The sequence below is a fragment of the Mycobacterium sp. AMU20-3851 genome, from assembly GCF_043974665.1.
In the GTDB taxonomy this organism is placed as follows: domain Bacteria; phylum Actinomycetota; class Actinomycetes; order Mycobacteriales; family Mycobacteriaceae; genus Mycobacterium.
Genome location: NZ_CP146371.1, coordinates 41684 through 62114, shown reverse-complemented (window position 1 = coordinate 62114; position 20431 = coordinate 41684). Strand labels below are relative to the sequence as shown.

Annotated in this window: 23 protein-coding genes; 10 read left to right on the top strand and 13 right to left on the bottom strand. The window is 67.0% G+C overall.

The genetic code is table 11. The features are described 5' to 3' along the window. Positions 1 to 2: 2 nt before the first annotated feature. Positions 3 to 758 carry an SDR family oxidoreductase gene (locus V4U86_RS00310; RefSeq protein WP_395309330.1) on the bottom strand — a complete coding sequence of 252 codons (756 nt, stop codon included), beginning with the start codon at positions 756 to 758 and terminating at the stop codon, positions 3 to 5. Next, complete coding sequence (locus V4U86_RS00305; RefSeq protein ID WP_395309329.1) at positions 749 to 1486, bottom strand: SDR family oxidoreductase; 738 nt, start codon at positions 1484 to 1486, stop codon at positions 749 to 751. Before V4U86_RS00305 ends, V4U86_RS00310 begins: the two co-directional genes overlap by 10 nt. A gap of 143 nt (positions 1487 to 1629) precedes the next feature. Here V4U86_RS00305 and V4U86_RS00300 point away from each other — a divergent pair, with 143 nt between their 5' ends. The 6 genes from V4U86_RS00300 to V4U86_RS00275 all read left to right on the top strand — a co-directional run bounded on the left by V4U86_RS00300 (position 1630) and on the right by V4U86_RS00275 (position 6698). Continuing rightward, positions 1630 to 2232 carry a TetR/AcrR family transcriptional regulator gene (locus V4U86_RS00300; RefSeq protein ID WP_395309328.1) on the top strand — a complete coding sequence of 201 codons (603 nt, stop codon included), beginning with the start codon at positions 1630 to 1632 and terminating at the stop codon, positions 2230 to 2232. A 74-nt stretch (positions 2233 to 2306) separates the two neighbouring features. Continuing rightward, entirely contained in the window at positions 2307 to 3707 is a 1401-nt protein-coding gene (locus tag V4U86_RS00295; protein ID WP_395309327.1) for an aldehyde dehydrogenase, read from the top strand. A 13-nt stretch (positions 3708 to 3720) separates the two neighbouring features. Continuing rightward, positions 3721 to 4578 (top strand): SDR family NAD(P)-dependent oxidoreductase, encoded by an 858-nt coding sequence (locus tag V4U86_RS00290; RefSeq protein WP_395312264.1) that lies wholly within the window; start codon positions 3721 to 3723, stop codon positions 4576 to 4578. Between the two features lie 109 nt (positions 4579 to 4687). After that, positions 4688 to 5293, top strand: a complete 606-nt coding sequence (locus V4U86_RS00285; protein ID WP_395309326.1) for a DUF222 domain-containing protein — start codon at positions 4688 to 4690, stop codon at positions 5291 to 5293. Then, positions 5290 to 6117 (top strand): HNH endonuclease signature motif containing protein, encoded by an 828-nt coding sequence (locus V4U86_RS00280; protein WP_395309325.1) that lies wholly within the window; start codon positions 5290 to 5292, stop codon positions 6115 to 6117. The genes V4U86_RS00285 and V4U86_RS00280 overlap by 4 nt, the downstream gene beginning before the upstream one ends. 98 nt (positions 6118 to 6215) lie before the next feature. Next, a complete protein-coding gene (locus V4U86_RS00275; RefSeq protein WP_395309324.1) occupies positions 6216 to 6698 on the top strand; it encodes a DUF1942 domain-containing protein in 483 nt (160 codons plus the stop codon). A 6-nt stretch (positions 6699 to 6704) separates the two neighbouring features. On the opposite strand, the gene V4U86_RS00270 is transcribed toward V4U86_RS00275, so the two are convergent. The 6 genes from V4U86_RS00270 to V4U86_RS00245 are packed head-to-tail and all read right to left on the bottom strand — an operon-like array spanning position 6705 to position 12075. Beyond that, positions 6705 to 7559 carry a TauD/TfdA dioxygenase family protein gene (locus V4U86_RS00270; protein ID WP_395309323.1) on the bottom strand — a complete coding sequence of 285 codons (855 nt, stop codon included), beginning with the start codon at positions 7557 to 7559 and terminating at the stop codon, positions 6705 to 6707. Positions 7560 to 7572: 13 nt separating this feature from the next. Then, complete coding sequence (locus tag V4U86_RS00265; protein WP_395309322.1) at positions 7573 to 7908, bottom strand: hypothetical protein; 336 nt, start codon at positions 7906 to 7908, stop codon at positions 7573 to 7575. Next, positions 7908 to 9131: an aromatic ring-hydroxylating oxygenase subunit alpha gene (locus tag V4U86_RS00260; protein WP_395309321.1), complete on the bottom strand. Its 1224-nt coding sequence runs from the start codon at positions 9129 to 9131 to the stop codon at positions 7908 to 7910. Before V4U86_RS00260 ends, V4U86_RS00265 begins: the two co-directional genes overlap by 1 nt. Beyond that, positions 9132 to 9875: an SDR family NAD(P)-dependent oxidoreductase gene (locus V4U86_RS00255; RefSeq protein ID WP_395309320.1), complete on the bottom strand. Its 744-nt coding sequence runs from the start codon at positions 9873 to 9875 to the stop codon at positions 9132 to 9134. Positions 9876 to 9895: 20 nt separating this feature from the next. Then, the gene (locus V4U86_RS00250) at positions 9896 to 10909 is read right to left on the bottom strand and encodes a 2Fe-2S iron-sulfur cluster-binding protein (protein ID WP_395309319.1); all 1014 of its coding nucleotides are present in this window, start codon (positions 10907 to 10909) and stop codon (positions 9896 to 9898) included. A 5-nt stretch (positions 10910 to 10914) separates the two neighbouring features. Next, positions 10915 to 12075 (bottom strand): MFS transporter, encoded by a 1161-nt coding sequence (locus V4U86_RS00245; protein WP_395309318.1) that lies wholly within the window; start codon positions 12073 to 12075, stop codon positions 10915 to 10917. A gap of 103 nt (positions 12076 to 12178) precedes the next feature. Here V4U86_RS00245 and V4U86_RS00240 point away from each other — a divergent pair, with 103 nt between their 5' ends. Continuing rightward, the gene (locus V4U86_RS00240; RefSeq protein WP_395309317.1) at positions 12179 to 12640 is read left to right on the top strand and encodes a winged helix-turn-helix transcriptional regulator; all 462 of its coding nucleotides are present in this window, start codon (positions 12179 to 12181) and stop codon (positions 12638 to 12640) included. Here the strand turns inward: V4U86_RS00240 and V4U86_RS00235 are convergent. The 4 genes from V4U86_RS00235 to V4U86_RS00220 are packed head-to-tail and all read right to left on the bottom strand — an operon-like array spanning position 12637 to position 15940. Continuing rightward, positions 12637 to 13089 (bottom strand): MarR family winged helix-turn-helix transcriptional regulator, encoded by a 453-nt coding sequence (locus tag V4U86_RS00235; protein WP_395309316.1) that lies wholly within the window; start codon positions 13087 to 13089, stop codon positions 12637 to 12639. The two genes, V4U86_RS00240 and V4U86_RS00235, sit on opposite strands and share 4 nt — an antisense overlap. Positions 13090 to 13119: 30 nt before the next feature. Further along, complete coding sequence (locus tag V4U86_RS00230) at positions 13120 to 14376, bottom strand: metal-dependent hydrolase family protein (protein WP_395312263.1); 1257 nt, start codon at positions 14374 to 14376, stop codon at positions 13120 to 13122. Then, the gene (locus V4U86_RS00225) at positions 14352 to 14678 is read right to left on the bottom strand and encodes a hypothetical protein (protein ID WP_395309315.1); all 327 of its coding nucleotides are present in this window, start codon (positions 14676 to 14678) and stop codon (positions 14352 to 14354) included. Before V4U86_RS00225 ends, V4U86_RS00230 begins: the two co-directional genes overlap by 25 nt. Then, positions 14675 to 15940, bottom strand: a complete 1266-nt coding sequence (locus tag V4U86_RS00220) for an aromatic ring-hydroxylating oxygenase subunit alpha (protein ID WP_395309314.1) — start codon at positions 15938 to 15940, stop codon at positions 14675 to 14677. Before V4U86_RS00220 ends, V4U86_RS00225 begins: the two co-directional genes overlap by 4 nt. Before the next feature lie 76 nt (positions 15941 to 16016). On the opposite strand from V4U86_RS00220, the gene V4U86_RS00215 reads away from it, so the two are divergent. Genes V4U86_RS00215 through V4U86_RS00205 form a run of 3 tightly spaced genes read left to right on the top strand, consistent with a single transcriptional unit; the run spans position 16017 to position 19242 of the window. Beyond that, positions 16017 to 18530 (top strand): DEAD/DEAH box helicase, encoded by a 2514-nt coding sequence (locus tag V4U86_RS00215; RefSeq protein ID WP_395309313.1) that lies wholly within the window; start codon positions 16017 to 16019, stop codon positions 18528 to 18530. 41 nt (positions 18531 to 18571) lie between these two features. Further along, on the top strand, positions 18572 to 18859 hold the full coding sequence (locus V4U86_RS00210; protein WP_395312262.1) for an ArsR/SmtB family transcription factor: 288 nt from the start codon (positions 18572 to 18574) through the stop codon (positions 18857 to 18859). Beyond that, complete coding sequence (locus V4U86_RS00205) at positions 18856 to 19242, top strand: VOC family protein (protein WP_395309312.1); 387 nt, start codon at positions 18856 to 18858, stop codon at positions 19240 to 19242. Before V4U86_RS00210 ends, V4U86_RS00205 begins: the two co-directional genes overlap by 4 nt. On the opposite strand, the gene V4U86_RS00200 is transcribed toward V4U86_RS00205, so the two are convergent. Then, entirely contained in the window at positions 19217 to 20350 is a 1134-nt protein-coding gene (locus tag V4U86_RS00200; RefSeq protein WP_395309311.1) for a 1,4-beta-xylanase, read from the bottom strand. The genes V4U86_RS00205 and V4U86_RS00200 overlap by 26 nt on opposite strands. Positions 20351 to 20431 lie beyond the last annotated feature (81 nt).

Sequence of the window (20431 nt, the reverse complement as noted above, 5' to 3'; positions counted from 1 at the left end):
TGCTATCCACCGATCCGGCCCAGCAGCCAGTCTTCGAACCGGCTCTCGAACCGGATGGCCCCGCGGGACGGGAGCAGGGTGCGCTCCCCGATGCCGATACCCCAGTACGGAGCCGCCGGATCTGCGACCACGCGACGGCGGTCTCCCCTGGTGAGGAACGCGATGCGGACGATCTCGTCGAGCCGGTAGGTGCGCGGTCCGCTGATCTCCAGGACGCCGCCGACCGGATCTCCGGCTGCGGCGATGACGACCGCCTCGGCGGCATCGGCGCGGGCGATCGGGCTGACCAGTACCGGCGGTAGCCGGACGACGTCGCCGACGGCTCCGAATTCGGCGATTGTGTCCAGGAATTCGAAGAACCCGGTGGCGCGCACGATGGTGTACGGAACGGGACTCGCCGCGATCAGTCTCTCCTGCAACAACTTCGCCGCGAAGTACCCCTTGCCCAGCGCCAGCAGATCCACCCCCACCACCGACAGCACCACATGATGGCGGATCCCGGCGGTCACCTCGGCGGCCAGTAGGTTGACCGTCGAGGTGGCGAAGAACTCCCGCGCCACCGCATCGTCGGAGGACGGCGCGTCGGTGGCATCGACCACGGTGGTCGCGCCGCGCAGCGCGTCCGACAACCCGGTCCCGGTGACGCTGTCGACCCCGGTTCCCCGGGCCGCTACCACCGCCTCGTGACCGATGTGGGTCAGGCCGCGCACGACCATCGATCCCAGCCTGCCGGTGCCGCCGATGACGACTACGCGCACCAGTCGGCGAAGGTGGTCTCGAAGACGACGACCTCACCGAGGGGCACGATGCTGCGGTCGTCGATGACCGCGCCGAAGTAGGGCGCCTCGGGGTCGGTGACGACCTGCCGGGTGTCGCCCTTGGCGGCCAGCCCGGTCCGGACGAAATCGTCCATCCCGATTCGTTGCGGTCCGGCGATCTCGATGGGCCCGTCGACCGGGGTCCCCGCGGCGGCCCGGGTCACCGCGGTGGCGACGTCCTCGGCGGCGATCGGCTGCATGGCCGCGTGCGGCAGTCGGATCACCTCACCGTCGGTGGCCGATCCGGCGATGGCCTCGACGAACTCGTAGAACTGGGTGGCCCGCACGATGGTGTACGGGACGCCCGACTCGGCGATGAGCTTCTCCTGGGCGGCCTTGGCCCGCATGTACCCGCTGTCGGGGACGCCGGCCGCCCCCACCACCGACAGTGCCACGTGATGGCCGACGCCGAGGTCGCGTTCGGCGGTGAGCAGGTTGCGGGTGGAGGTGGTGAAGAACGCCAGCACATCGTCGTCGGCGAAGGACGGCGAGTTGGTGACATCGACGACGACGTCGGCTCCGGTCAGCGCGGCGGCCACACCCTCGCCGGAGATGGTGTCCACACCCGTGCGCGGTGATACCCCGACCGCGTCGTGGCCGAGTTCGGTGAGCTTGGCGACGACCTTGGAACCGATCAGCCCGGTGCCGCCGATGATGACGATTTTCATGCCTTCAGCGTGCGCGCCCGGGCCGCCCACCGAAACCCTTGAAAGTCCGTAGTCAGCCGAGCCGCTCCGTCCAGGGCCTGGTGATACCGCATAGGATTTCAGCGACCATCGGGGTTCTGGGATTCTGTGCCAGAATGGCGGCCATGGTCGAGAAGTGGACTCGGGAACGGCGCCTGGAACGCACCCGCTCCCTGCTGCTCGACGCCGCCGAAGAGGTGTTCGCCGACAAGGGATTCGCCCCGGCCAGCCTCGATGACATCGCCCGCGCCGCCGGCTATACCAAAGGCGCGATCTACAAGCACTTCGCCACCAAGGAAGATCTGTTCTTCGCCGTCAGCGACCGCTACTGGCGCCGGTACTTCGACAATTTCGCCGAGGTGCTGTCCACCGCGACCGAGGTGGGCGCACCCGAACTCGACGCCATCGCCGCCCGCTGGCGCCAGCTCAGCCTCGACCGGGGCGCCGAGCACAGCGCACTGGGCATGGAGTTCACCCTCTATCTGCAGCGCAATCCCGAAGCACGGGAGCGGGTGGCCGTCAAACGCTCCGAAGTCGTTGAGGCACTGAGCAAATTCATCGTCGCTGGGCTGGAGCGGCTCGGCGCGACGCTGCTCATCCCACCCATGACCTTCGCCCAGATCCTGGTGGCGACCAGCGACTCGGTGGTGCTCGGCAGTCAGCTCGACGACGTCGACCTGTACCGGCCTGCGGTCGAGATGTACCTGTCGGCGATCAAGCTGAGCTGATGTACCCGGCCTCGCCCGGGGTGTATATGCTCGACCCAATTAGCAAGTAGTTGATACACGGACAGTGGGTCGGGATGGATCACGTGCTGGAACTGGTGTCACCGCACACCGAGGAACTGCTGGCCGAGGTGCCGGAGGCCACATCGGATCAGATCGATTCCGCCGTCACCGCGGCCCGTGCCGCCGTCGACACCGGACCTTGGCCGCTGCTCGCACCCCCGGAACGCGTCGCGGTGATCCGACGCTTCCTGGATGCCTACAAGGCCCGCGGGGGCGAGATCGCCGAACTCATCACCGCCGAGATCGGCGCACCCATCACCTTCGCCCAGCGCGCCCAGGTCGGCTTGCCCACCGCCATGATCGGGGCGTTCTGCGCCACCGCGGAGGCATACCCGTGGCAGGAGATCCGGCCGGGCTTCTTCGGATCCGACATCCATGTGCGCCGGGAACCCGTCGGCGTCGTCGCCGCCATCGTCCCGTGGAACATGCCCCAGTTCCTCACCATCGCCAAGGTGGTACCCGCGCTGCTGGCCGGGTGTGCGGTGATCGTCAAACCCGCACCGGAGACCTCCCTGGACGCGGATCTGTTGGTGCGGCTGCTCACCGAGGCGGGGCTGCCGCCCGGGGTACTCAGCGTGCTTCCCGGCGGTGTCGCGGTCGGTGAGCGCCTGGTCGGCCACCCCGGCATCGACAAGGTGTCCTTCACCGGTTCCACGGCCGCGGGCAAGGCCGTCGCCGCGGCGTGCGCAGCCAACCTCACCAAGGTGAGCCTGGAACTCGGCGGCAAGTCGGCGGCCATCGTGCTTCAGGACGCAGCGCCGGCCGCGGTCGCCGCCGGGGTGCGCTCGGCCAGCCTGTCCAACAGCGGCCAGATCTGTAATGCGTTGACCCGCATCCTCGTTCCCGCGGACCGGCAACACGAGTTCGTCGATGCGCTGGTGGCGGAACTGGAATCGATCACGGTCGGCGACCCCACCGACCCGGCGACCCAGATGGGGCCGTTGGTGAACCGGCGCCAGCAGCAGCGGGTGCTCGACTACATCCAGATCGGCCAGGACGAAGGGGCCCGGCTGGTGACCGGTGGTGCCGGGCTCCCGGACGGGCTCGAGCGCGGTTACTACGTGCGTCCGACACTGTTCGCCGACGCCCACAATTCGATGCGCATCGCCCAGGAGGAGATCTTCGGGCCGGTGCTGACCGTGATCGGCTACCGGGACGATGCCGAGGCGGTGGCGCTCGCCAACGAGTCCGGGTACGGGCTGGCCGGCTCGGTGTGGACCGCGGACGCCGACCGCGGGTTGGCGGTCGCGGCCCAGATCAAGACCGGCACCTTCGGGGTGAACCAGGGCTACACCATGGATCCGTTCGCACCCTTCGGCGGCGTGAAGGGCAGCGGCTACGGCCGCGAGCTCGGCCGCGAGGGGCTGGAGGGGTACCTCGACACCAAGTCAATCGCTGTCACGTCAGGAGTGTGAATCCTTGTCTGCCTTGATCTTCGATGGTCGCGTCGTCGTGGTCACCGGTGCGGGCGGTGGCCTCGGCCGTTGCCACGCACTCGAATTCGCCCGCCGGGGTGCCCATGTCGTGGTCAACGACGTCGGCGCCGCGGTGGACGGCACCGGCCCGGCCACCTCGGCCGCGCAGGCGGTGGTCGACGAGATCACCGCCGCGGGCGGCTCGGCGGTGGCCAACACCGACTCGGTGGCCACCGAGGAGGGCGGGCAGGGCATCATCGGGTCCGCCGTCGAGGCCTTCGGCAAGGTCGACGTGCTGGTCAACAACGCCGGCATCCTGCGTGACGCGGCGTTCAAGAACATGACCGCCGCGCAGGTCGACGCGGTGATCGACGTACATCTGCGGGGCGCGTTCAACGTCACCCGGGCGGCGTGGCCGGTGCTGCGCGAACAGAACTACGGGCGCATCATCATGACGACCTCGGGCTCCGGACTGTTCGGGACGTTCGGCCAATCCAACTACGGGGCCGCCAAGACCGGCCTGGTCGGTTTGATGAACGTGCTGGCGATCGAGGGTCAGCGCAACAACATTCTGGTCAACGCCATCTCCCCGATCGCGCGTACCCGGATGACCGAGAACACCATGACCGAGTTGGTGAAGGACCTCGATCCCGAGGACGTCACCCCAGTGGTCGTGTACCTCGGCCACGAGAGCTGTGAGCGCACGGCCAACATCTACCGGGTCGGCGGCAAGCATGTGTCCCGGGTGTTCATCGCCGAGACGGCGGGCGTCGACCTCGAGGCGGCCACCGCGGAGTCGTTCGCCGCACATATCGACAAGATCGACGACGCGTCAAGCTTCACCATCCGGGGCGGCCCGGCCCGCGGGTAGTCCCCGTCGATTAGGGCGGCTAACCACCTGTGCCCCCATGGGTTTCGGTTAAGCGCGCTAATCGACGCGGATGGGCAACCTGTCACACCGTCGAACTAATGTTCGAATCATGGCTGATGCCGGATTGCCCCACGAGGAAGAGGAACGCCGCGCCGCGCTGGCGGTGGAAAACATCGGCGCCGAGGCGCGCGAGGAGAACGCGTGTGGGGCGCGGCGGTTGTTCGCCATCGGCCAGCTCTATGAGGCCCGTGCACCCGAAGACGACACCGAAAAGCTGTGCTGGGCCATCGACGGGCACGCCAGTCTGGTCGCCGAGGTCGCCACCGCCCTGGCCCTGAGCCGCTGCCGCGCCGCCGCGCAGACCAAGATGGCGATCAACCTGTTCACCCGGTTACCGCGGGTGCTCAAAACCGCCAAGACCGGGCTGTTGGATTACCGGATGCTCGCGGCGATCGCCTCGCGCACCGAACTGATCACCGACCCCGAGGTGCTGGGCCGTGTCGATGAACGCCTGGCGGAGAAGGCGTTGACCTGGGTTCGGCTGTCGGAGCCCAGGATCGAGGCTCGCATCAATGCCGTCATCGCCGCCCAGGACCCCGAGACGGTGCGTATCCGCGAGCAGATCCGCCGCGACCGTGAATCGGCGGCGCCCCCAATGGCGATGGCACCGCCGAGATCTGGGGTCGCATCGACCTCGCAGCACTGGCGGCGATGAATGCCGTGCTCGAGACCATGGCCGAGGCGGTGTGCCCGGCCGATCCGCGCACCAAGGACCAGCGCCGCACCGATGCGTTCTTCGCCGTGTTCGCCGGCAAGCCTCTGATGTGCACATGCGGTCGACCGAACTGTCCGGCCGAGCCGTTGATCACCAACAGCGCCGCACCCTGCGCGAAACTGGTCGTGCACCTGATCACCGACACTGCCCGCTCCACCGCGATCGTGCCCGGCTACGGACACATCGACACCGACGCCGTCGAACAGGCCGCCGGTAACGGCACCGTGCGTGAGGTCGCCAAGCCGCCGGACCGGGCCGAAGAGCGCTACCGGCCCTCGGCCAAGCTCGCCGAGTTCATCCGGGCCCGCGACCTGACGTGCCGGTTTCCCGGCTGCGACGTGCCGGCCTGGGATGCCGATATTGATCACACCGTGCCCTATCCGGTTGGGCCCACTCACCCGTCCAACCTCAAGTGCCTATGCCGGGCCCACCACCTTCTGAAGACCTTCCACGACTGGAAAGACGCCCAACTCGCAGGAGGCACCATCGTCTGGACCTCACCCACCGGCCACGTGTACACCACCGAACCCGAAGGCGGACACTGGTTCACCGGGCTTGGCGACCCCACTGGCGAACCCACCCTCAACCCCGCCGGACCCGTGAGCCCGGCCCGCTGCCTGAAAATGCCCACCCGCGAACGTCCCCGCCACGAGGACCGCATCCGCCGCATCACCACCGAGCGGGCGCACAACCGACAACGCCTGCAACAAGCCGAAGAACATCTGGCTTGGCTCATCGCCAACGACGAACCCGCGCCGTTCTAGTCGTACCGGCCGTTTAGGTGCACTAATCGACGGGGATGTTTCTCCATTCCGCGCGTAGCGTTCGCCTTATGAATGCACACCAATGAGGGGAGACAAAGGTGAACATCAGAAAATGGGCGGGGGCCATCGCCGCCACCGTGCTCCTGCTGAGCGTCGGTACCGTCGCCGCCGGGCCGGCATCCGCGGTCGACAACGTCAAGCCGTTCGGTCAACAGATGCGGATACTCGACTGGACCGGGGCGCCATCCATCGGTTACACCGTCAAGGACTTGAGGCCGAGTTCCGATCCGATACCGCACCGCGGCCAGTTGTACGAGGCCATGCTGACCGTCGACACCTTCGGGGTCGAGGTCGATCCCATGATCCACCGGTTCAACGCCCGCGCGGAGAACTCGACCCTGTTCCCGCTGATTCTGTCGCCAGGCCTCGGAGGAAAGATCGGGCCCGGCGGCAGCGTGACCGGCAAGCTCTATTTCGACGCGGTGGGCCCCGACATGCCGTTCAGCGTCGTCTACAACGACGGCATGCGGGACATCCTCGCGTGGATCCCGGGACAGCCCGAGGGCGGCAACCGGCCCTGACGCGCGCTACTGGATGGGTTCGTCACCGAGCACGGTGGTGCGCAACATCTCTCGCGGCGAGTTCGGCTCGTACGGCGCCGCCCGGTGCAGCACGCCCTGGTTGTCCCAGATCACGGTGTCCCCCACCGACCACTTGTGGCTGTACACCTTGTCGACGGTGGTCGAATGCGCCAACAACTCGCCCAGCAGCGCGCGGCCCTCGTCCCGATCCATCCCGACGATGTAGTCCGCGGAGGCCCCCAGTACCAACGACTTCCGTCCGTTGCGGTGCGTCCAGACCAGCGGGTTCTCGTGGGTCGGGCGGGCCTGCCAACGCTCCAGCTGTTCCGGGGTGGGATCCGGGTAGACCCGTCGCTGCGAGGCCTCCAGGGAGTGCACCACCCGCAGCCCGGCGTAACGCTGCTTCTCCTTCTCGCTCAACGTCTCGTATGCGGCGTAGGAGTTCGCGAACTCGGTCTCGCCCCCGCGGGCGGCCACCTGAATCGCGGACAGCACCGTCGCCTTCTGCGGGCACTCGTCCGGCGCCGTCGGTGTGCAACCGTCGATATGCCAGTCGAAGGTCGCCTTCAGGTACTCGGCGGCCTTGTTCTTAGTCTTGTCCAGGGTGATCGGGTAGATGCCGGACACCGGGTGGTGACCGTCGGCGGACCGGTCGATCTCCCCGAGCCGCTCGCAGAACGCCACCTGCGCTTGCGGGTCCTCGTGCAGGTGCAGATCGTGAAAGACCAAGACCCCGTTGTCTTCCAGCGCGTCCAGGACCGCCGAGGCCAGCCCGTCGTCGTGGGCCAGCGCGTCGGCGTCGACCCCGACGACCTCGGCGCCCACCGAATCGGTCAGCTTGTTGATGGTCAGCACACTCATGGCGTGTCCTCTCCTAGGGCCGGGGTTCGCCGGTGCGGATCATCACCGCGTCGGCTGCGTCCACGGGGGCGGGTTGATGCATGATCTCGATCGACATCGCGACCATGATCAGTGAGTAGATGAGGTGCAGCAGGTTGAGCGCGTCCTCGGGCAGTTCGTCGAGGGAGAACTTGTCGCAGTACTCGATGGCGTCTTCCAGCCTCGGGAAGAACGCATCGTAGAAGGCCTGCATCTCCCCCATGGAGCTGGACAACCGCTGGTCCCAGCGCTCGGTTTCGGTTGGCAGGCACCAGGTGTCGGCGAACTCCTCCAGATCGGCGAAGGCGCTCGGCAATCGTTTGACGCTCATCAGGGCCGCCCTACCCAGTCGACCACGACCTTGTGCAGGTGCCGGACCAGGATCTCCTGATCATTGACCGGGAAGTCGTCGATCACGTCATACTCCAGCGCCGCCTGGGTGCCACCGAGCATGCCGGCGTCCTGCAACGCGAACTCCTTGAGCACCACCGCGGCCACCTCGTGCTCGATGCGCTCGCGCACCGTGCGGGCCGGATGGAAATAGGTGAACGCCTCGAACCGGTGGGTGTTGTAGGACGTGGGCCAGTACCGGTACAGCAGGTACCAGCCGCCGTAGATGAGGATCTCCAGGTTCGGGAAGATCTGGAAGTTGCTGATCCCCCACGGCTCGATCCCCCCGGGGTTCAGCCCGGTCGGCAGTTCACCGATATCCGGTGTGCGCCAAGGCCCGACCAGACCACTCTGGGTGGCCCGCTCGATCGGGTACATGTACTCCGGCGCCAGCAGCCAGCGCCGGGTGCCCGCGGTCGAGACCAGCCGGTGCGGCCCGTCGAGCTGGAAATGCCCGCAGGTGAAACCCGCTCCCGGGTTGCGCACCTCCGAGGGCACCTGCTGGGTGTGCAGCGAGGGCACGTGGTAGTACTCCTGGAAGGCGTCGGCGAAGATCTTCCAGTTGCTGTTGTTGTGCGCCTCCCAGTCGTAGCGCTCGGTGAGCTTGCCGAACGGGTAGTCGTCCAGGCCGGTCACCATCGGGCCGAGGAACTCGCGCAGGCTCTGGCGGGGCACGGTGTCGAAGTTGACGAACACGAAGCCCGCCCACACGTCGCAGTGCACCTCGACCAGACCGTAGTCGGCGGTGTCCAAGTCAAAATACTGTGCGTGGTCCGGGATGTGAACGAGGCTGCCGTCCAACGCATACCGCCATCCGCACTGCGGGCACACGATCTCCTCGACCCGCCCGGACCCGGCTGCGGTGATCAGCTTGTTGCCGCGGTGCCGGCACTGATTGTGAAAGGTCCGGATCCGGTCGTCGGCGCCGCGCACCAACAGCAGCGCGGCGTTGACGACCTCGATCTCCTTGATCAGGTAACTGCCGACCTCCGGCAGTTCCTCGACCCGGCATACGTTCAGCCAGGCGCGTTTGAACACGGCCTCGCGTTCGCGTTCGTAGAACTCCGGGGAGATGGAGTCCCGGAACGAGATCGGTCCGGTCCCCAACTCCGGGTAGTGCTCGGTCCAGGAGCCCTCGACGGGCTTGGCCCATTGTGTCGTCATCTACATCACCGACCCTCCGTTGACCCCGAGCGTCTGCCCGGTGATGAATCCGGCCTCCTCCGAGCAGAGGAAGCCCACCGCCGCAGCGATGTCGTGCGGGGTGCCCAGGTGCCCGACCGGGATGCTGGCGGCCATCTGCTCATTGCTGGGCAGGTGGCCGGCGGCCTGGCCGGCGTGCTGCATCGGTGTCTCGATTCCCGACGGCGGAATGTTGTTGACCGTGATGCCCTGGCTGGCGTACTCCCGCGCCAGCGACTTGGTCAGGGTCAGCAGCGCCCCCTTGGAGGCGGCGTAGTGCGCGGCGAACGGGGTGCCGCGCTGTGCGCTCGAGGAGGAGATCATCACGATCCGGCCCCACCCGGCGGCCACCATGTCCGGCAGAGCGGCCTGGCAGCAGTGGAAGGTACCGGTCAGATTGACGTCCACGATGCGGGTCCAGGCCTCGGGGGTGATCTCGGCGAACGAGGCGTACTCGAACAGTCCGGCGCTGGTGACCAGGATCGAGGTCGGGCCCAGCTCGCTGCGGACCTTGGCGAACGCGTCGTCGACCGCGGCTCGGTCCGAGACGTCCCCGGTCACCGCGACCGCGGTGACACCCTGTGCCCGCAGATCATCGGTGACCCGCTGTGCCGCAGTGCCATTCATGTCGAAGACGGCGATCTTGTGCCCGCGGCGCCCCAGTTCGTGGCAGGTCGCCTCACCCATGCCGGATGCTCCGCCGGTCACCACTGCAACCCGACTCATCGGTGCTCCTCTATTCGTATCTATTCGTAGACAAATCGGATCGAGCGACTGGTGGGCAACGCCTGGCAGGTGACCACCAAGCCCTCGGCGATCTCGTCCTCGTCGAGCGCGTCGTTGTTCAGCAGCCGTGCGCTGCCCTCGGTGACCTGTGCGATACATGTTCCGCAGGAACCGGTTTCGCAGGAGGACGGGGCCTTCAGGCCGGCCATCCGGGCCATCTGCAACAGCGTGTGCCCGGGCCGGTAGGTCGTGGTGACGACCTGGCGGTCGAGTTCGATGGTCACCTGCTCGGTGAGCGGGTTGTCCTCGACCGGCACCGGTGCCACGCTGAATCGCTCGAGATGCACCTGATCGGCCGGCACGCCCGCGTCACGCAGCGCGGCCTCCACGGTGTCCATGAACGGCCCGGGCCCGCAGATGTAGAAGTCCGCGCCGGCGATGTCCACCCCGGTGAGGAACTCGGCGATACCGGACGCGGTGAGCACGCCGCGGTCGTCGTCGAGGTGATGGGACACGGTGAACCGATCTCCGTACCCGCTGACCAGGTCGGCAAGCGCGCTCTCGAAGATGATCGCCCCGGCGGCCCGGTTGGCGTACAGCAGCCGGGCCCGGCCGGTCGGCGACGCCAGCGCCGTCTGGATCAGCGAGAACACCGGGGTGATGCCGCTGCCGCCGGCGAAGGCCACCAGTTCGCGGTCGTTCTCGGACCGGACGAACCGGCCCTCGGGCGCGCCGACCTCGAGCCGGTCCCCCGGCGCGGCATGGTCATTGAGCCAGTTGGACACGACGCCGCGGCCGTCCCGCTTCACGGTGACCCGCAGATCCTGCTGCAGCACCGGCGAGGAGGACATCGAGTAGCAGCGCCGGTACTCCTGACCGTCGACGGTGACCCGCAGGGTGAGGAACTGCCCGGCCCGGTAGGCGAACCTCGCGGCATGTTCGGCCGGGACATCGAGCACCAGCGACATGGCGTCGTCGGTCTCGCGCACCACGTCCTTGACGCGCAGCGCGGCGAAGCCGTCGGGAAGAGTCATCCCGGTCAGGTTATCAAGTACTTGTCATAGTTCTCAAGTACTAGACGCCGGCCGAGCGCCCAGGTGACCAGTCCGCAGAACGCGAAACTTGCACCGAGAACGGCACATCCTGTCCATCCCGAAGTGGAGTAGATCGTGGTGGTGGCGGTCGCGCCGAGGGCGGAGCCGAGCGAGTAGAAGATCATGTAGCCGCCGATGGCGCTGCTGGTCTGGTCCGAGTAGGCAGCGGACAGAAGGGACTGGCTGCTGACGTGCGCGGCCTGAACCGCGAAGTCCAGGACGATGACACCGACGACGACCAGCCAGAGTGACCATGTCGCCTGCCCGGTTGCGATCCAGGACAGTGTCAGCAGTGCGAGTGCAGTGCCGGTCACGGCGTTGGCTCTGCCGGTGTCCGCCCATCGGCCTGCCCGTGCAGCTCCCAATGCGCCGGCGAGCCCGGCAATTCCGAACAGGCCGATCTGCGCCGTGCTGAGCTGCCATGGTTCGGCAGCCAGTGGTAGCGCGAGTCCGCTCCAGAACGTGCCGAACGAAGCGAAGAGGAAGAACGCGATCATCCCGCGCGAGATGAACAGCGGCTCGCGGAACAGATGCACGAGCGAGGTCAGCACCTCGCCATAGGTCCGGCGATTCGACCGGTGGTCTGCTGGCAGCTGCTTCAGCACCGCAATCGAGAGCATGACGAGGAGCAGCATGAGCGCGACATAGACACTTCGCCATCCCCACAGGTCAGCGAGTACCCCCGCCAGGACACGTGCCCCGAGGATTCCGATGATGACCCCGGAGGTGACTATTCCGAGCGTGCGACCACGCTCCGTAGGCGTCGATAGGTCGGCGGCCATTGCGACGGTGGTCTGTACGACGACGGCGAACAGACCCGTCGCGGCGAGACCGACGAGCAACAGCCACAGAGTCGGAGCGACCGCGGCCACCAGCATGCCGACCGCGGCGAGGACGAGTTGGCCCCCGATGAGCTTGCGCCGGTCCAGCATGTCTCCCAACGGGACCAGGACTGCCAAGCCGACCAGGTAGCCGATCTGTCCAGCTGCCACGATCCACCCCAGGTCAGACTCGGACACTCCGAAGTCCCGCCCGATCTGCGCGAGGACGGGCTGGGCGACGTAGATCGTCGCGACGGCGACGGCACAGACCATCGCGAGGAGCATCCTTCGGCCACGCATGGATCCCACTCCATCCCCAATCGGTAGTAAAATGCAACTGCTTGGAGTATGGCAGAACAGTTTCAATATGCAACTTATCGGAGGCGTGATGAAGCCAGTCGTGCGCGTTGACGACGGAACCTGGACCGACCCAACATGCCCGGTCGCGCGTACGCTCGACCTCGTCGGAGACCGGTGGAGCCTGCTGATCATTCGCGACGCGATGGACAGCGCGCGGTCGTTCACCGACTTTCAGCAACGCACCGGGGTCGCGCGCAACATCCTCACCGACCGACTTCGTCGCCTCGTCGATCACGGCATCCTCAAGCGAGAGACGGCAGCATCCGGTCGCCGCCAGATCTATGTACTCACCGACGCGGGCCGCGACCTCTTCACGGTCATCGTGGCCATGCGCCAGTGGGGTGAGCGACACGCGTTCGCCGACGACGAAGCGCACTCCACTCTCGTGGACGAGAGCGGCCACACGCTGGCCCAGCTACACCCGACCGACGCTCACGGCGACCGCGTCGACGTCGACTCGACCAATGTCATACGAAACGACTCCACCTAGGTGTCGATGTGGTCGGCGTACAGCGTGTGCCCGGTGCCCTGCTCGACCACCCGGCTCAGCAGGGCCCGCAGTTGCTCCTGCTCCTCGCGGCTGAGCACCCCGAACACCTGATCATGCGCGGCGATCGCATCACTGACCACCGCCGCGGCCACCGCGCGGCCCTCCTCGGTGAGAAAGGCCTGCAGGATGCGGCCGTGCTGCGGATCCTGTTTGCGTTCCACCAGCCCGCGGCGCTCCAGCGCGGTGAGCGCCAGTTGGACGCCCTGTGGGCTGATCAGCAGCCGGCGGGCGAGTTCGGCCCCGGACAGACCCGGCTGATTGGTCAGCTGCCGCAACACACCGATCTGGGCGGTGCTGACCCCGTGCGGTTTGACCGCGTCGTTGACCGACGTCAAGGAGAAGTAGAAGGCCTGCTTGAGCAGCCACAGAATGTTGTCGGTGAGTTCCATGCCGGCTGCCCATCCCTCGACTCTTGACGACTAGCCCTTCACGACCACGCCGTCTTTCATGACGAACCGCACGTCCAGCGTGGCGGCGATGTCCCGGGAAACGTCGCCCGGTACGGCGATGATATCGGCCAGATACCCCGGTGCCAGCCGTCCCAGTTCGTGCTCGGCATCGATGAGCTCGGCGGCCACGACGGTCGCGGACCGGATCGCCTGCATCGGGGTCATCCCCCGCGCCACCAGCGCCCCGAGTTCCTTGGCGTTCTGGCCGTGCGGGATCGCCGGGGCGTCGGTGCCGCACGCGATGCGAACGCCCGCCGCGATTGCCTTGGGCAGCATCGCCTTTGCGCGCGGGAACACCTCGAGCGCCTTCTTGCGCAACTCGGGTGCGATCCGGTCGATCGCCATCGCGTCGGTGAGATAGGTCGTCGACACCAGGAAGGTCCCGTGGTCGACCATCATCTGCAGCGTCTCGTCGCTGGCCAGGAACCCGTGCTCGATGCAGTCGATGCCGGCCCGGATGCAGGCCTGAATTGCGGTGTCGCCCACGGCATGCGCGGCCACCCGCACCCCGGCCCGGTGGGCCTCGTCGGCGATCGCCTCGAATTCGGCATCGGAGTACTGTTGCGCGCCGGGCGCGGTGCTGTGTGACATCACCCCGCCCGAGGCGGACACCTTGATCAGCTTGGCGCCGTGCCGGATCTGGTAGCGCACGCAGGCGATCACATCGGGTACCCCGTTGGCGATGCCCTCGGCCACCGACAGCGGCATGACACCCGGGGCCAGCCGCTGGAAGACGGTCGGATCCAGGTGGCCCCCGTAGGGCGTGACGGCGTGACCGGCCGGATAGATCCGCGGGCCGGTGTGCCAGCCCTGGTCGATGGCCCGCTGCAGGGCGACGTCGAGCAGGTAACCGCCGGTCTTCACCATCAGTCCGAGATTGCGCACCGTGGTGAACCCGGCCTCCAAGGTGGTCCGGGCGTTCACCGCACCGCGCAGCGTGCGGTAGGCCGGATCATCCTGCACGCCGTGCATCGGCGTGGGCAGACCGTCCGGGTTACCCGGGCCGCCGATGAGCAGGTTGAGTTCCATGTCCATCAGGCCGGGCAGCAGGGTGACGTCACCCAGGTCGACCTCGGTCGCCGAATCCGGCAGTGGGCCTTCCGGATCGACCGCGGTGATGCGGTTACCCTCGACCACCACGACGGCCGGGGTGTGGATCTCGCCGGTGTCGACGTCGGCCCACCGGGCCGCGCGCAGGACGATCACGGAACGGGCTCGTAGACGCAGTCCAGGCTGGTGGCCCCCGAATCCGGCACCCGGGGTTGCTTCCAGCATTCGACCGGAAACGACACCGTCACCATCGAGTACAGCAGGCGCATCAGGTTCAGTACATCCTCGGGCATGTCGTCGAGCGAGAACTTGTCGCAGTAGGAGATGGCCTCCTCCGCGCGGGCGGTGATGGCGTCGTAGAAGGCCTGCATCTCGACCATGGTGCTGCCCAGACGCTTGCTGTACCGGGCCTCCTCGTTGGGCAGCACCCAGTCCGAGAACTGTTCCAGGTCGGCGAATTCCGCGGGAAGCACCGTCACACCCCCGCCGTCTTGCTCTGGTACTGCTCGATCCAGGCGGCGGTCTCCTTGTGCAGGTGCCGCAGCAGGATCTCCTGATCGCAGTAGAGGAATTCGTCCACCACCCGGGATTCGATGCTGGTCTGGGTGGCCTCCAGGGTGTTGGCGTCCTGCAGCCCGTACTCCTTGAACGAGGCCGCCGCGAGTTCCTGGGCGAGGCGCTCCCGCGGGGTGCGGGGCTGCGGGAAGTACAGCGTGCACTCGAAGGTGTGCGTGTTGAACGATGTCGGCCAGTAGTGGTAGGTGAGGTACCAGCCCTGCCCCCAGAACAGGATGGTGAAGTTGGGGAACAGCTGGAACGAATCCAGGCCCCACGGATCGCATTTGGCGGGGTTCAGGCCGTCGGGCATCGGGCCGAGTTCCTGTTTGTCCCAGGGGCCGAAGAGCCCGCTCTGGCAGATGTCCTCGATCGGCTTGCGCATCTCGGCGGCCATCTCCCAGGCCCGCACACCGGAGGTGCTCACCAGCCGGTGCGGCCCGTCGATGCGGTAGTGCGGCGCCTCGAATCCGGCTTGGGCGGCCGCCTTGGAATAGGCCGTCGGCGTCTGGTTCGCATGCAGCACCGGTGCGTGATAGAACTCCTGGAACGCGTCCATGTAGAGCTTCCAGTTCGCCTTCACCTCGGACCGGTAGGTGAACCGGGAGGTCATCTTGTCGAACGGGTAGCCGGCCAGGTTGGTGATCATCGGGCCGAGGAACTCGGTCAGCGATTGTTCGGGCTCGGCCGCGAAGTTGACGAAGATGAACCCCTCCCACACCTCGCAGTGCACCGGCACCAATCCGTAGCGCTCCTTGTCGAGGCCGAAGAACTCCTCCTCCTGCTGCACGTAGGTCAGGTTGCCGTCCAGGTCGTAGCGCCAGGCGTGGTACTTGCAGATGAACTGGCGGCACACCCCGCTGGTGTCCTCCAGCGGCATGTCGTTCCAGACCAGCTTGTTGCCGCGGTGCCGGCAGATGTTGTGGTACGCCTTCACCTCACCCTTGGTATTGCGGCACACGATGATCGAGGTGTTGGCGGCCTTCATCTCCTTGGTGAAGTAGCTGCCCTTGCGCGGCAGCAGTTCGACCCGGCCGACGTTGAGCCAGGCGCGTTTGAAGATCGCCTTGCGCTCGAGCTCGTAGATCTCGGGACTGATCGAATCCTCGTAGGACACCGGCCCGGTGCCCAGCTCCGGATAGTGCTCAGTCCAGCTGCCCTCTGCTGGTTTGGGAAACCTCGCCATGGGATTGACGGTATCGCCGCTCAGGCCGAATGACAAGTAGTTGATAATGACCGGTCATGGCAGGCTGATAGCCACGATGAACGCCGTACCCCTGCCTGTGCTCGCGGACACCGACGACCCCGACAAGCTGTTCACCGCGTTCAGCGAATGGGCCGCGGCCGGCGGCACCGCGCTCTACCCCGCGCAGGAGGAAGCGCTGATCGAGTTGGTCAGCGGCTCCAACGTCATCCTCGCCACCCCGACCGGTTCCGGTAAGTCCCTGGTGGCCACCGGTGCCGTATTCGCCGCACTGGCGTCCGACCGTGTCAGCTTCTACACCGCCCCGATCAAGGCCCTGGTCAGCGAGAAGTTCTTCGCGTTGTGCGAGGTGTTCGGCGCCGACAACGTCGGCATGCTCACCGGCGACGCCGCGGTCAACGCCGACGCCCCGATCATTGCGTGCACCGCCGAGATCCTGGCCAACGTGGCCCTGCGCGAGGGCGCGGCTGCCGACATCGGTCTGGTGGTGATGGACGAGTTCCACTTCTACGGCGATCCCGACCGCGGCTGGGCCTGGCAGGTGCCGCTGCTGGAGCTGCCCAGGGCCCAGTTCCTGCTGATGTCCGCGACCCTCGGCGACGTCACCTTCCTCGCTGAGGACCTCACCCGGCGCACCGGCCGGCAGACCGCACTGGTCACCGGCGCCGAACGACCGGTGCCGCTGTTCTACTCCTACGCCACCACCGCCATGCACGAGACGATCGCCGACCTGCTGGACACCAAGCAGGCACCCGTCTATGTCGTGCACTTCACCCAGGCCTCCGCGCTGGAGCGGGCCCAGGCGCTGATGAGTGTGAACGTCAGCACCAAGGAGGAGAAGGCCGCCATCGCCGAGATGATCGGCGCGTTCCGCTTTTCTTCGGCCTTCGGGTCCACGCTGTCGCGGCTGGTGCGCCACGGTATCGGGGTGCACCACGCCGGCATGCTGCCCAAGTACCGGCGCCTGGTCGAACAGCTCGCCCAGGCCGGACTGCTGAAGGTGATCTGCGGCACCGACACCCTCGGGGTGGGTATCAACGTCCCGATCCGCACGGTGGTGTTCTCGGCGCTGTCCAAATACGACGGGACCCGCACCCGGCTGCTCAACGCCCGCGAGTTCCACCAGATCGCCGGGCGGGCCGGCCGGGCGGGCTTCGACACCGCCGGCACCGTCGTGGTGCAGGCCCCCGACCACGAGGTGGAGAACCTCAAACAGTTCGCCAAGGTCGCCGACGATCCGAAGAAGCGCCGGAAGCTGGTGCGCCGCAAGGTGCCCGAGGGCATGGTGCCGTGGAGTGAGAAGACCATGACGCGGCTGATCGACGCCGTGCCGGAAGCCCTGAGCAGCAACATGAAGGTGACGACGGCGATGATCCTCGACGTCGTCGACAGGCCAGGTGACCCGTTCGTGGCGATGCGACGGCTGCTCACCGAAAACCACGAGCCGCGCAAAAAGCAGCTGCGGCTCATCCGGGAAGCCATCGGCATCGCCCGCTCGCTGCTGCAGGCCGGGGTGCTCGAACGCCTGCCCGAACCGCTGCCGGACGGGCGCCGGTACCGCCTGACCGTGGATCTGCCACCCGATTTCGCGTTGAACCAGCCGTTGTCCACCTTCGCGCTGGCCGCGGTCGACACGCTCGACCGGGATGCGGAAACCTATGCCCTGGACGTGGTTTCGGTCATCGAGGCCACCCTGGAGGATCCCCGCCAGATCCTGGCCGCGCAGCTGAACAAGGCCCGGGGTGAAGCGGTCGCGGCGATGAAGGCCGAGGGCATCGAATACGACGAACGCATCGAACTGCTCGACGAGGTGAGCTATCCCAAGCCGCTGGCGGAACTGCTCGCGCACACCTACGAGGTGTACCTGCAGACCAATCCGTGGGCCGCAGACGCCCGGCTGTCCCCGAAGTCCGTGGTGCGCGAGATGTGGGAACGTGCCATGACCTTCCGGGAGTACGTCAGCCAGTACGGGTTGACCCGGTCCGAAGGCGCGGTGCTGCGCTACCTCTCCGATGCGTTCAAGGCGCTGCGCTCCGGGGTGCCGACCGCCGCGCGCAGCGAGGAACTCGACGACATCGTGGAGTGGCTCGGAGAGCTTGTCCGCCAGGTCGATTCGAGCCTGCTCGACGAATGGGAACAACTGACCAGCCCCGACCAGCCGCACGACGTGCCGGTGGCGGTGCCGACCCGCCCGCGGCCGCTGACCGGCAACGAGCGGGCGTTCACCGCCATGGTGCGCAACGCGATGTTCCGCCGGGTGGAGCTGTTCGCCCGTCGCCGGTGGACCGAGCTGGGCGAGCTGGACAGTGGGTCGGGGTGGCACGCCCAGCGCTGGCAGGAAACCGGCGAGGACTACTTCGACGAGCATGCCGACGTGGGGATCGGCCCGGACGCCCGCGGCTCGGCGCTGCTGATGATCGACCGTCAACCCGGTGTGTGGCGCGTCCGCCAGATTCTGGATGACCCTGCCGGCGACCATGATTGGGCCCTGCTGGCCGAGGTCGATCTGGAGGCCTCCGATGAGGAGGGTGCGGCGGTGGTGCGCCTCGTCGACGCCGGCCGGATGGACTGACACCCTTGACAGGCAAGAAGCCACTTGCCTATCGTGAGGTGGTGGCCGACGTCTTCAAAGCCCTGGCCGACGCCACCCGCCGCACCATCCTCGACGAGCTCACCGAACGCGACGGGCAGACCCTCTTCGAGATCTGCGCGCGGCTGACAACCAAACACGGACTCAACTCGTCACGGCAGGCCATCTCGCAGCACCTCGACGTGCTCGAGGCCGCGGGCCTGGTCGAAACGCGGCGCGACGGCCGCTACAAGTTCCACCACATCAACACCGCGCCACTGGAACCCATCGTCGACCGGTGGCTGCGCAGATCCGGGAAGGAAACACCGTGAGAATCAGTCTGACCAGCGTGCTCGTGGACGACCAGGACAAGGCTCTTCAGTTCTACACCGAAATCCTCGGCTTCCGGCTCAAACATGACATCCCGATGGGCGGGCCGCGGTGGATCACCGTGGTATCCCCGGAACATCCCGACGGCACCGAACTGGTGCTGGAACCCGACGGGCACCCGGCCGCCAAACCGTTCAAGGAGGCCCTCGTCGACGACGGGATTCCGTTCACGGCCTTCGAAGTCGACGACGTCGCCGCAGAACATGAGCGGCTCACTGCGCTCGGGGTCCGGTTCACCCAGCCGCCCACCGAGATGGGCCCTGTCACCACCGCCGTCTTCGACGACACCTGCGGCAACCTCATCCAGATCCAGTCAGCCTCCTGATGGTGTCGATCTCCGGTCTCCGGTAGGGCCGACCGTCGGGGAAGACCAAGTCGTGGAACCACTCTCGCGGTGGTTGTTTGTCGTAGGGGCGGTCCCAGGAATCCCACGGCAGGAAGGTCTGGGTCTTCCCGGCGACCAGACCCCAGGTGTACGCCCCGACACGGCGGCGATGCGCCACCGGGAGCACCCCCTCGATGGTGCTGCCCTCGGTGCGGGCCAGGTACTCGGTGCACATCAGCGGCCGCCCCCATGGCTGCAGTTCGTTGATCCGGTTCTCGAAACCGGCCGGATTGTCGTAACTGTGGAAGGACAGCACGTCGGCCAGATCGAGTTGGATACCCGCCATCTCGCTGCGCTTGGTACGGTCGCCCCACTCGCCCTCCCACACCCCGGTGGTCAACGGCTGCACCGGATCGACCGAGCGGGCCCAGCGAAAGACCTGGGGCAGCAGATCCGCGACGAGTTCGGGCTTGTCCTCGCGTTCCACCTTCTTGTACACCGCGGCCGGGTTGTCGGGTTCGTTCCACAGATCCCAGGCCAGTACCCGCTCGTCGTTGCGGAACTGGGTCAGGATCCGGACCACGTACTCCTGCAGGACCTGGCGGTAGCGACGGTCGCCCAGACGTTCGGCGCCCGGGCTCTGCACCCATCCCGAGTTGTGCACACCGGGACGGGGCGCCCGCTGCGGACCGCTGCGCGGCAGCGGGTCCCAGCACGAATCGAACAGCACCAGTAGTGGTTTGATCCCGTGTCTGGCCGCGATGTCCACGAACTGGGCGAGTCGACGCTGAAACCCCACCCGGTCCTGGGTCCACAACTGGTCGTGCAGGAACACCCGCACGGTGTTCAACCCGATCGACCGCGCGATACGTAGCTCGCCGTCGATCCGCTGCGGATCGAAGGTGGCCTTCTGGAACATCTCCAGCTGGTTGATCGCATTGGAGGTGATGTAGTTCGCGCCCACCAGCCAGCCCTGCCCGCGGAACCAGCGGTGCGCCCGGTCCGATGACCAGCGACCCGGCGGTTCGGCGGCCGCACGCGGTGCCTGAGACAACGCAACGGCCGGTGGTGCGAGGAGCGGAAGTTTCAACACAGTTCGACGGCGCATGTGGTTCAGATCACGTACCAAGTTGTGGTCCTTAGCCTTTCGAAAAGTTGGCGAACCCCGGCCCCGGTATGCCTACCCGCA

Excerpts from the sequence above, each read along its gene's own strand:
- V4U86_RS00305 (WP_395309329.1), bottom strand. The coding sequence starts at position 1,486 with ATGAAAATCGTCATCATCGGCGGCACCGGGCTGATCGGTTCCAAGGTC.
- V4U86_RS00300 (WP_395309328.1), top strand. The coding sequence starts at position 1,630 with ATGGTCGAGAAGTGGACTCGGGAACGGCGCCTGGAACGCACCCGCTCC.
- V4U86_RS00295 (WP_395309327.1), top strand. The coding sequence starts at position 2,307 with ATGGATCACGTGCTGGAACTGGTGTCACCGCACACCGAGGAACTGCTG.
- V4U86_RS00285 (WP_395309326.1), top strand. The coding sequence starts at position 4,688 with ATGGCTGATGCCGGATTGCCCCACGAGGAAGAGGAACGCCGCGCCGCG.
- V4U86_RS00280 (WP_395309325.1), top strand. The coding sequence starts at position 5,290 with ATGAATGCCGTGCTCGAGACCATGGCCGAGGCGGTGTGCCCGGCCGAT.
- V4U86_RS00270 (WP_395309323.1), bottom strand. The coding sequence starts at position 7,559 with ATGAGTGTGCTGACCATCAACAAGCTGACCGATTCGGTGGGCGCCGAG.
- V4U86_RS00265 (WP_395309322.1), bottom strand. The coding sequence starts at position 7,908 with ATGAGCGTCAAACGATTGCCGAGCGCCTTCGCCGATCTGGAGGAGTTC.
- V4U86_RS00260 (WP_395309321.1), bottom strand. The coding sequence starts at position 9,131 with ATGACGACACAATGGGCCAAGCCCGTCGAGGGCTCCTGGACCGAGCAC.
- V4U86_RS00255 (WP_395309320.1), bottom strand. The coding sequence starts at position 9,875 with ATGAGTCGGGTTGCAGTGGTGACCGGCGGAGCATCCGGCATGGGTGAG.
- V4U86_RS00250 (WP_395309319.1), bottom strand. The coding sequence starts at position 10,909 with ATGACTCTTCCCGACGGCTTCGCCGCGCTGCGCGTCAAGGACGTGGTG.
- V4U86_RS00245 (WP_395309318.1), bottom strand. The coding sequence starts at position 12,075 with ATGCTCCTCGCGATGGTCTGTGCCGTCGCCGTCGCGACGATCTACGTC.
- V4U86_RS00240 (WP_395309317.1), top strand. The coding sequence starts at position 12,179 with ATGAAGCCAGTCGTGCGCGTTGACGACGGAACCTGGACCGACCCAACA.
- V4U86_RS00235 (WP_395309316.1), bottom strand. The coding sequence starts at position 13,089 with ATGGAACTCACCGACAACATTCTGTGGCTGCTCAAGCAGGCCTTCTAC.
- V4U86_RS00220 (WP_395309314.1), bottom strand. The coding sequence starts at position 15,940 with ATGGCGAGGTTTCCCAAACCAGCAGAGGGCAGCTGGACTGAGCACTAT.
- V4U86_RS00215 (WP_395309313.1), top strand. The coding sequence starts at position 16,017 with ATGAACGCCGTACCCCTGCCTGTGCTCGCGGACACCGACGACCCCGAC.
- V4U86_RS00200 (WP_395309311.1), bottom strand. The coding sequence starts at position 20,350 with ATGCGCCGTCGAACTGTGTTGAAACTTCCGCTCCTCGCACCACCGGCC.